This is a genomic window from Kroppenstedtia sanguinis (genome assembly GCF_050433445.1).
GTDB lineage: Bacteria > Bacillota > Bacilli > Thermoactinomycetales > DSM-45169 > Kroppenstedtia > Kroppenstedtia sanguinis.
In genome coordinates this window covers 1-9,985 of sequence record NZ_JBNPXF010000007.1, presented here as the reverse complement: position 1 = coordinate 9,985, position 9,985 = coordinate 1, and the positions used below count along the sequence as shown (strand labels likewise).

General features: G+C 50.8%; 7 protein-coding genes and 1 pseudogene. 7 read left to right on the top strand and 1 reads right to left on the bottom strand.

All coding sequences use genetic code 11. The features are described from left to right. Positions 1-565 precede the first annotated feature (565 nt). The 7 genes from JOD24_RS05850 (at position 566) to JOD24_RS05820 (ending at position 9,341) form a co-directional block, all read left to right on the top strand. A complete protein-coding gene (locus tag JOD24_RS05850) occupies positions 566-841 on the top strand; it encodes a hypothetical protein (protein WP_429246503.1) in 276 nt (91 codons plus the stop codon). A gap of 5 nt (positions 842-846) precedes the next feature. Then, positions 847-2,127, top strand: a complete 1,281-nt coding sequence (locus JOD24_RS05845; RefSeq protein WP_429246502.1) for a glutathionylspermidine synthase family protein — start codon at positions 847-849, stop codon at positions 2,125-2,127. A gap of 242 nt (positions 2,128-2,369) precedes the next feature. After that, positions 2,370-2,825, top strand: a complete 456-nt coding sequence (locus JOD24_RS05840; RefSeq protein WP_429246501.1) for an SRPBCC family protein — start codon at positions 2,370-2,372, stop codon at positions 2,823-2,825. Positions 2,826-3,855: 1,030 nt separating this feature from the next. After that, positions 3,856-5,262 (top strand): DNRLRE domain-containing protein, encoded by a 1,407-nt coding sequence (locus JOD24_RS05835; protein ID WP_429246500.1) that lies wholly within the window; start codon positions 3,856-3,858, stop codon positions 5,260-5,262. Positions 5,263-5,612: 350 nt separating this feature from the next. Further along, complete coding sequence (locus JOD24_RS05830; RefSeq protein ID WP_429246499.1) at positions 5,613-7,157, top strand: class I adenylate-forming enzyme family protein; 1,545 nt, start codon at positions 5,613-5,615, stop codon at positions 7,155-7,157. A gap of 106 nt (positions 7,158-7,263) precedes the next feature. Next, on the top strand, positions 7,264-8,523 hold the full coding sequence (locus JOD24_RS05825) for a Tm-1-like ATP-binding domain-containing protein (protein ID WP_429246498.1): 1,260 nt from the start codon (positions 7,264-7,266) through the stop codon (positions 8,521-8,523). Next, on the top strand, positions 8,520-9,341 hold the full coding sequence (locus tag JOD24_RS05820; protein ID WP_429246497.1) for a phosphoenolpyruvate hydrolase family protein: 822 nt from the start codon (positions 8,520-8,522) through the stop codon (positions 9,339-9,341). Before JOD24_RS05825 ends, JOD24_RS05820 begins: the two co-directional genes overlap by 4 nt. A 71-nt stretch (positions 9,342-9,412) precedes the next feature. Here the strand turns inward: JOD24_RS05820 and JOD24_RS05815 are convergent. Then, positions 9,413-9,985: pseudogene (locus tag JOD24_RS05815) on the bottom strand (IS3 family transposase); the annotation flags it as partial.

Sequence of the window (9,985 nt, the reverse complement as noted above, 5' to 3'; positions counted from 1 at the left end):
AGTTCACATGGGGTGATTTGGGTTCGCACGATCCCGACGAGCCCTTCTGTGGACCGATCATGCAAAGGATACTTCGCCATGGACGGCGGAGTTTTTTTGTTTTATCGGCGTGAAGGTCTGCTTTCGTTACGTGCCGAAGGGAATTGTTTTCCTGTCTCGAAATAAATAGATTCCTCCAGGGCTATTGATTAACTACAAAGTGGATGATGGAAACGAAAGGATCCTTTTGCTCTTCCCGTTGCCCCCATCGTAAAAATATCGCTTGAGGGGACGGGAATGGTGGGACGGTTACGATCTCTTGCAAAGAACGCAAAGGCTTTTCACCGACCCACCATCCCGACCTGATTTCCTACCTAAAATAGGGCGAATCAACACGCCTGAGATTCCTTCCTTTACGAAAAAGAAGGAAGGAGCTAAGCTGGAAGGAGCGAGGGAAAGGAGGGGTCATTTAGGAGATCTGGAGTACCTGGGAGCGAATGACAGAAAACGTGCAAGGAGAATAGACAAAATCACAAAGTATTTGTCATTTATGGGGAATTGATGAAATAAGGGGGTTCCATGACAGATGATGAACCAGGGGAATCTTTTGGGGAAGGGAAGTACTCACAAACTGGTTAGCCTGTTTATGGCGACGGCACTGGTGACAGCGGGATGCGGCGCAAATCAATCCAAAGACTGTACAGACAAGCACGGGCAACAGGACCCCTCTTGTAAAGAAGAAAAAGGTTGGTCCTCTGGCGGCTCCACTGGTGGTTCGGTCCACGGAACATCCGGCATTTCCTCTGGAAAAAAATCCAAAGGTGGGGTGGGCGGTCGTTCCAGTGGGTCCAGCGGGGGATGAGGGGAATGCGTGCCTATCCAGAGCGTCGCAAACGTTGGTATGATTTGATCCGGCAGGAAGGAATCTTCACTTGGGACTGGTATTACGGCGAGGAGTACGCTCTGGCGGACCTTCATCCTATCCCTCTGGAATTCCGAACGGAATTGGCTATAGCCACTGAAGCACTTGGCCACGTGTTTGCCCGAGTGGCGGAAGTCACTCGACGTGGGGAGGAGAGCCTGTTTGCGGAGCTGGGCCTTCCCCGGGAGACCTGGCAAGCGGTTCGGGTCACCCTCGATCCTAAATATCCGACGGTGATCGGACGATTTGACTTTGCCCGCACTCCGGAAGGATTGAAGATGCTGGAGTTTAACAGTGACACGCCCACCGGGGTGGTAGAGGCCTTTTATGTAAATGGGAAGATCTGCGAGTTGGGGGGGATGGAGGACCCCAATGCAGGCATGGATCAACAGATCCGGCAGGCCTTTTCGACGTCGATCTGTTCATACCGGAAGCGGGGATTTTCATGTGATAGGATCTTCTTCAGCGCTCTAGGTTGGCATGAGGAAGATGCGGGAACGACACGTTACTTGATGGAAAAATCCGCTTTGCCAGCACGGTTTGTTCCTTTGGAGGATCTGAGGGTAACCCCGGATCGGTTGACAGCACGTTGGGAAGGTGAAGAGATTCCAGTCGACGTTCTGTACCGGCTTCATGCCTTAGAGATCTTGGCTGGAGATACTGACGAGGACGGTTACCCCACGGGAGCCCATATGTTGGATCAGGTAGCCCAAGGGAATCTCCTGTTGATCAATCCGCCGTCGGCTTTGCTTTCTCAGACCAAGGCGATGCAGGCGTTGCTCTGGAACCTTTACGAAGAAAACCGATTTCTAACCCCGGAAGAACGGGAGATCGTGGCTACCTATATGTTGCCCACTTATTTGGAGAACCGGTTTTTGGGAAAAGAACCCTATGTGGTGAAACCTATATTCGGTCGAGAAGGAGGAGCGGTTCGTCTTTGTGATGCACAAGGGCGGGTGGAGCATCAGGATTCCGATCTCTTGTACGCAGATCAGCCGATGATCTATCAGAAACGTGTGGAACTGGAGCCCGTGGAGATAGAGACACTAAAGGGTCCTTTTCAGGGTCATTTGTTATGGGGATCCTTCCTGATTGAGGGAAAATCTTCAGCTATCCTGGCCCGGGTTGACGGTCCAATCACTGGCAATCTCTCGTATTTTCTCCCAGTGGGTTACCCACGGAGGACAGATAAGAGCGGACATGGGGGAGATGGCTCGAAGGACTGATTTTATCCATTTTTATATTCGGAAATTTAACCTCTTTTGGGATTTGCATCCTGGAGAGGTTTTTTGTAAAGGTGGGAAAACACGCTGTATAACCTCTGGGACAAGGAATCCTACGGATTGTGAAAATATGTTAGTTTACGATAGGGAATAAAGGGGTTATGATTATTGACCGTATGGACAAGGTCGGTCTGTACGGAAAAAAACAGAGAAAACGGCCTACAGGGTCAAGGAGGAGGAAAAGTATGCATCTATCGATGGAGACTTATGCCCAGACCACACCGGAACATCTGTTTGATTATTTGGAGACGGAAGGACAGCTGAAGCAGTGGGTTCCCCGGTTGAATCGGATCACGTACAAATATATTCCGGAAACAGGTGAATGGAAGAGCGCCACATTTATCCTCCATTTCCGCTCTGGCAGGAAAGAACAGCAAGTGCATGGAGAGGTCGTAGCTTATCGGAAATCAGAACTCTTCGGGGTTCGCCTTTTCTTTACACACACCATCCTGGATGTGTTCTTCACGCTTCGAGAAGAAGAGGAAGGTCAGGTCCAGATCACCTGTGATTGTGAAATCAGTGTCGGTGGGAGTGTAAATCGCCTCAAAGCCCGCCTGGACACCTGGAAAATCCGCCGCGCCTTTATGGCCTATTTCAAATACCTGAAAAATAGAGCGGAAAACCTTCCTCTATCGGCTTAGAGAGCACCCTAGGTACATAATAACCAGGGGATTTAAAGCTCTGACTCCGAAGGGTTTACGGTGAAGGACTCTGTATTCGAAAGAACTTGCTCCAGTCAATGTTTATTGTTCCAGAGGCTAGCACCACGTTAACGGCAGTATTGAATTCGGCAGACACCCTGGCGTTGTGACGGTAGTATTTCTTGCATCAGTGAACGATCAGAAGTGATTAGACATAGTGAAATACCGGAAATTTGACGAGGCTGTTCTAATGGGAACTGCCTCGTCAATCTCTTTATAAGCCATCTACCCACCTCGGTGCCCAAATTGCACACCATCCCAACGGAGGATGTCCATACCGCTTTGATCTGACCAGATGGACATGTGGCTTGGGTAGTCTCCAGGTCGGACCCCACCCCTATGAAGACGGTGAGGGAAGGAATGGCTCGCTGGTGCGGGGAGGCTCATTGTAAATAGAGTGTGCTGATCTCAAAGATTGAAGATTGGGAAATAGGGGGACTCTGAAGATTTGTGACCCACTGCAGGACGTTTTACAAGCAGGTGTTTGAAGAAACCATCCTGTTGTCGGGAGGGAAGTAGGAATTGGGCCAAGAGGACGAAGGAGAAGTTGATCTTCTCTCGTCCTTTTTTCTTTGCGTTTTGAGAGGGGAGAAGCACTAGAATCTGTATCTGTCTTGCTAAAAATAGGATGAAGCAGGTCTGGAGGGATGGATCCGTAGCTCCGCCGCTATGACAGCGTCTCCAGGTAAAGGAATTTGAATAGAGTTCCTTCAGTATCTAATCAAAGATGTATACTACTAAATGAGTATAATAACATTGATAAGATAAATCATTTGTATTACTATATCATTCTATGGTTTTATTTTTTAAGTGGAACATAGAGGTTTCAGGTGAGGAACCACCTGGTTTCCTCTGGTTCAAAATATTTCGGAATCCGATTTCTACTTTTTGACCCGAGAAGGACAAAACCCATTTCTATGATGAGTCGAATCTTACTTTGTAAAACGAGATCAAGGAATGAGGAAAACAGATGAATAAGAGAAAGCAGCGGGGGAGAGTCCAAGTATGGACGTTGGTCTTTATTATTCTCTGGGCCATGATGCCCTGGCCCTTGATCAGCTTCGTCGATGCTGGGGAAAAGCCGGAAACGCCAAACCATTCCGTTACAGAGTTAGAAAAAGGACAAGGCCGTGGTGATTCAACCCCAAGGGCGGAAATCGAATCTGAGTCGACCTCAAACCCAGAATCGAGCCCTCCGGCTGAGAAAAGCACCGATGAGCGAGGGGTCGGGATCAGGCAACATCGGATCCAAGCCGAGATGGACACCTATGTACAGGAAAAATATCCGGACTATAACTATCCCCATTCTCCTGAGTTGCGGACGGGCCATGCCACTCAAGTGGGCAAGACTCGTTCTTATATCCAGTTTGGCTCCGAACTTCCGGACTTGGAGGGGGGATTGCTGATTAGAGCCAAATTCAAGGCGTACAAATACTATGAATATCCCAACCACGCTGTGGATACGACGATCCAGATTCATCCCGTCGGTTGGAATCCGGCTGATATCGATTGGAACAAACAACCTGAAATCGGTGACTCCTATGCCGACAGGGATTTTCCGGCAGGGGCGGCAGAGGGTTGGTATGACTGGGATATCACTCATCTGGTGCAGGACTGGTATGGCCATCCCGACGACCCAGCTGGTCTGGTGATGCAAGCTTCTAATGAAGAAATCGACGGCAGCTATCGAAAATTTTACACTGGCGTTGATCGCGATGGGAAATATGCTCCCCGTCTGGAACTGACCTATTCTCCGAAGCCAGCGCCTCCCACGGGAACCAGGGTGGATAACGGATCCGCTATCCATCTAACTTGGAACCGGGTCCCTGGAGCTAAAGGTTATAAAGTTCTGATTTCCAAGGGCGAGGGTTACGAAAGCGTGGATGTCGGAAATAGGACTCATTGGAGTGCCCAAGGGAAAAAGGGTGATTCCCAGTTCCGGGTGGTGGCTTATAACGCCTATGGAGAAACCGCGCCTTCGGACTCCTACCGGCCATCGATTCCTGGGCAGATACCCCCTTCCCAGCCGGGGAAACCGGTATGCAGCCGGGAGATAAAAGGCCGCTTCACCTTTACTTGGCGGGCTTCCGAGGTGGACAAATATCGGGTGTACATGGGGACAGCTCCAGGTCAGGCGGATCTGGCCAACGGAGCGGAGGTGACCACCAACCAATATACCCATCCCGAGGCTTTGGACCCCCGCAGGATCTACTATCTGGCGGTTGTAGCGGTCAACGGCGCAGGTGATGTCTCTCCCCCTTCGGAAAGTGGCAGAGGGGGAGGATGGCTGGTATGGCACTGGAAACTGCTCGGAATTTCGCCTCCCTCTCCATTCCAAGAGAAGCCGATAAAGCGGAAGAAATCTAGGTATAGTTAAAAAAGTTCGCCTTTGAGCTCGGATCTCATGGTGGAGATTCTTGCTATTTAAAGGATTGGAGTATAGAATTTATAGAGTAGAATAGTCGATATTCCGTGATCTAAATTACTCGATAGGGACTATTCCTTCTGTCGTATAGGCATCTAGAGAAGGAGTAGCCTGTGTAACCTGCGGAGACCTTAGAGTATAAGTCTCGCCAACTTGACATCGTTCCGGTCTCGGGATGAAGAGACCGGAGACAGTCGTACAGTTCTGCCCCCCGGCTATGGACACCCGTCGCTCCAGACAGCACTATTTCACTACGATTTATCTGAGGTTCAACATCGGGATTTATACTTGGAGGTGGAGAAATGACTGTCACCATGGGATTGATTCTGAAAAATCGCGCCAGCCTCACTCCAGACTTAGAAGCTATTGTCACTCCTGATCAAAGGTATACTTATCGGGAATTTAATCAGCGGGTCAACCAATTGGCTCACTACCTCCTGGCTCAAAATGTTCGTAAAGGGGATCGGGTGGCTCTGCTATGTGCTACTGATCACTATTTCCCGACGGTATTTTATGCGGCAGCTAAAATCGGGGCGATCGCGGTGCCGTTGAACTCTCGATTGAATGCATCTGAAGTGGAATGGATCGTCAAGGACAGTCAACCGAAGGTACTGTTTTATGATGGAGAATTTTCTTCATTGGTCTCCGGTTTGGAAAAACTCGATTTTTTAAATGTTATGATTCAAACCAGCTTCGGTGAGGACGCTCATCCCCAGTATGGAGAGATCTTCCGCCAGAACCCGGTATCGGAACCGAATGTAGAGGTTTTAGGAGAAGATCCGATTGTGATCCTCTATACTTCGGGAACCACCGGGAAACCGAAGGGAGTTCTCAGTTCTCATCAAAGTCTGTTTAATTCCGGAGTGTCCACATTTCCCGCTATGACCTATCGGGAGAAGGATCGTATGGTGACCGCGATGCCCCTGTTCCACGTCAGCGGAGTCGTCTCCATTGCTTCCGCTGCGACCTTAGGGTTTACAATGGTATTGATGCCGAAGTTCCATCCGGTGCATATTTGGGATTTTGCGGAACAAGAAAGAGCTACCCAATTGATGGCCGTTCCGATGATGTTGAAATTGATGTTGCCATCCTTGTGGGAGGACAATCGGGATTTGGGCACACTGCGGACGATTCTTACTGGGGGATCGGACGTGCCTGTCGAACTGATTCGTCAATATGATTCACTCGGTTTTACTATGATCAATATGTATGGAGCCAGTGAATTTACCGGAGTGGCCACATTTTGGAGCTCGGAGATGGGCTTGGATAAAATGAACTCTATAGGAAAAGCGTTGGCCTCGGAAATCCGGATCATCGACCGGGATACAGGGAAAGAATTGCTCCCAGGGGAAATCGGGGAAGTGGTCTGTCGCGGTTTTCAGGTGTTTCAAAGATATTGGAACAATGAGGAAGAAACGAAGAAAGTACTGCGGGATGGTTGGTATTATACCGGAGATGCAGGGAAGTTTGACGAAGAGGGCTTTTTGTACATAGTGGATCGGTATAAGGATGTCATTTTAGTTGACGCAGGTGAGAACGTGTATCCGGCAGAAGTGGAGCGAGTGATCCGCAAACTGGATGGAGTTCGGGAAGTGGCTGTGGTCGGTGTCAAGGATGACATGTGGGGTGAGTTGCCCTGGGCCTACGTGGTGTTGGAAAAGGACGCGGTTTTGACGGAGCAGATGATCCTGGCCCATGTGCATAAGGAATTGGCGGCTTACAAGCTTTCTCAAGTCCATTTTCTCGAAGAACTGCCCAAAAACAGTTTGGGTAAGGTGAAAAAATTTGAGCTAAAGGAACAAGCGAATCAAGAGAAAAAGGAACAAGAAAAGGCAACACAGGGATAAATCCGTAACCGGGGGACGCTTGGCTGTGCAGAGTAAAGGAAAAGGTCGAGGACTGCCTGGTGGATTTGACTGGACAAGCCAATAAATCCATAGGCGAGGTGACTGAATGAATAAGAATGGAAATGCAACGGTCGTGTTGTTGGGGACCTTGGACACCAAGGGAATGGAGTATCAGTTCATCCGGGAGCGGCTTGCAGAAATGAGGGTGGACTCCCTCTTGATCGACGGGGGCGTGATCGGTGAACCGCAAATTCAGCCTGATATCCGGCGAGAAGAGGTGGCTCAGGCAGCGGGTAAAGAATTACAGGAACTGATCGATGCCCGTGATCGTGGGGCCGCCATCACCACGATGGCAGAAGGTGCCGCCACAATTGTGAAAAAGATGTACCAAGAGGGACAGTTGGATGGCATACTGGGATTGGGAGGCTCTGGGGGCACCGCTTTGGTTACAAGAGCGATGCGGGAGCTTCCTGTAGGGGTGCCGAAGTTGATGGTATCCACGATGGCTTCAGGGGAGACACGCCCCTATGTCGGTGCTGTGGATGTGACCATGATGTACTCCGTCGTCGATATCTCAGGAGTCAACCAGGTGTCATCCCGGATTTTAAGCAATGCAGCCCAGGGGATTGCCGGGATGGTGACAGGGAAAGCCCCTGCCTTGTCCGAGAAGAAACCTCTGATTGGGGCATCCATGTTTGGGGTGACCACACCGGCAGTGGAGGCCGGACGCAAGCACCTGGAGGAACTGGGCTACGAGGTACTGGTTTTTCATGCCACAGGGACGGGAGGCCAGTCGATGGAGGCCTTGATCCGAGACGGCTATATCACCGGGGTGTTTGACCTGACCACCACTGAATTGGCTGATGATCTGGTGGGTGGCGTCCTGTCAGCGGGTCCGCAACGTTTGGAAGTGGCGGGTGAGAAAGGCATCCCTCAGGTGGTCTCCCTAGGAGCGCTGGACATGGTAAACTTTGGGCCTAAGGATACCGTTCCGCCTGCCTTTTTGGAACGGCGACTGGTTGAGCACAACCCCACAGTCACTTTGATGCGGACGACACCGGAAGAGTGTGCGGAGCTGGGCCGGCGCCTCGCTCGCAAGCTTAACCAAGCAAAGGGGCCTGTCGCCCTGTACATTCCTCTGAAGGGGGTTTCCTCCATTGCCAAAGAGGGGGAACCCTTCTATGATCCCGCGGCGGATGAAGCCTTGTTTCATGCTTTGCGGGAGGAGATCGACCGGGATGTGGTGGAAGTGCATGAGCTGGATATGAATGTCAATGATCCGGCCTTTGCAGATGCCATGGTGCAACGCCTCCATCAACTCTATTCGGAATGGATGAGCAAACAACCAGAGGAGGGAAACCAATGATCAGCAAAGAGGATGCTCTGCAACGTCTACATGGGGAAGTGAAGGAAGGGCGCCCGATCGTCGGGGCGGGAGCGGGGACGGGTCTGTCGGCCAAGTGTGCTGAAGCCGGCGGAACCGATCTGATCATCATCTACAACTCGGGTCGTTACCGCATGGCGGGACGAGGTTCTCTGGCAGGCCTGCTCCCCTACGGCGATGCCAATGCGATTGTGGTAGAAATGGCCGCAGAAGTATTGCCGGTGGTCCAGGATACACCGGTGTTGGCTGGCGTCTGCGGCACCGATCCCTTTCGGCTGATGCCCGTCTTCCTGAAACAATTGAAGGAAATGGGCTTCACCGGCGTGCAAAATTTCCCCACCGTGGGTCTGATGGATGGAAACTTCCGGGCTAACCTGGAGGAGACTGGGATGGGTTTTGATAAGGAGGTGGAGATGATCCGGGAAGCGAATCAGCTCGGATTGTTGACCGCACCTTATGTCTTTGATGAAGAGCAGGCGCGGAAAATGGCCGAAGCGGGAGCGGATGTGTTGGTGCCCCATGTCGGCTTGACTACTTCCGGCAACATCGGGGCCAAGACCGCACTCACCCTGGATGAGGCGGTGGAGCGAGTACAGGCGATGCATGATGCGGCTAAAGAAGTGAACCCGGAGATCCTCGTCCTCTGTCACGGAGGCCCGATCGCTGAACCTGAGGATGCGGACTATGTTCTGAAAAACACCACAGGGATCGTCGGCTTCTTTGGTGCTTCCAGCATGGAACGCCTGCCTACGGAAGTGGCTATCACCGAAAACATGCGCAAATTCAAGACGATCGGCTAAATCGGTTCGATATAAAATCAAAGGGTCCATTGGTCTTGACCCCGTCAAGTAGACAATGAAAAAAAGAACGGTTATGCGGCGACTTTTTCCCGATGCTCAACAGGGGAAAAGTCGCCCAATTTTTTCTGGAAACGCTCTTGGTTGTAGAAGGTGATGTATTCCTCGACGGCTTGGTAGGCTTCCTCAAAAGTCTTTGGTTGCGTGAGGTGAAGCTTCTCTGTTTTCAGATGGGAGAAGAACGATTCGATTCAAGCATTGTCAAAGCAATTCCCACGACGCGAATGGCTTCCTAACATCCCGTAGCTCTTCAAACGGTGGGCATACGTCCGGGAGGTATACTGAAAACCTTGATCCGAGTGTAGAAGTACATCCTTTAGAGATCCTTTCTCCTTAAGCCGCTCCAACGAATCCAGAACCAGCTCCAGATCATTACGCTTCGACAGGGACCAGGAAACGATCTCATTGTTATACAAATCTTGTACTGCCGACAGGTAAGCAAAGGAGTTCCCCATTCGAACGTAGGTAATATCCGTTACGAGACGACGTAACGGAACCTCGGCGGTAAACTCTCGATTCAACCGGTTCGGAAAGAGGATGGATGCTTTCCGCCCGTAAAAGGGCCGTTTTTTGCGAATCACCGAACG

What these genes read in the sequence shown, in the direction of transcription:
- JOD24_RS05850 (WP_429246503.1), top strand. Translation starts at nt 566, where the DNA reads ATGATGAACCAGGGGAATCTTTTGGGGAAGGGAAGTACTCACAAACTG.
- JOD24_RS05845 (WP_429246502.1), top strand. Translation starts at nt 847, where the DNA reads ATGCGTGCCTATCCAGAGCGTCGCAAACGTTGGTATGATTTGATCCGG.
- JOD24_RS05840 (WP_429246501.1), top strand. Translation starts at nt 2,370, where the DNA reads ATGCATCTATCGATGGAGACTTATGCCCAGACCACACCGGAACATCTG.
- JOD24_RS05835 (WP_429246500.1), top strand. Translation starts at nt 3,856, where the DNA reads ATGAATAAGAGAAAGCAGCGGGGGAGAGTCCAAGTATGGACGTTGGTC.
- JOD24_RS05830 (WP_429246499.1), top strand. Translation starts at nt 5,613, where the DNA reads ATGACTGTCACCATGGGATTGATTCTGAAAAATCGCGCCAGCCTCACT.
- JOD24_RS05825 (WP_429246498.1), top strand. Translation starts at nt 7,264, where the DNA reads ATGAATAAGAATGGAAATGCAACGGTCGTGTTGTTGGGGACCTTGGAC.
- JOD24_RS05820 (WP_429246497.1), top strand. Translation starts at nt 8,520, where the DNA reads ATGATCAGCAAAGAGGATGCTCTGCAACGTCTACATGGGGAAGTGAAG.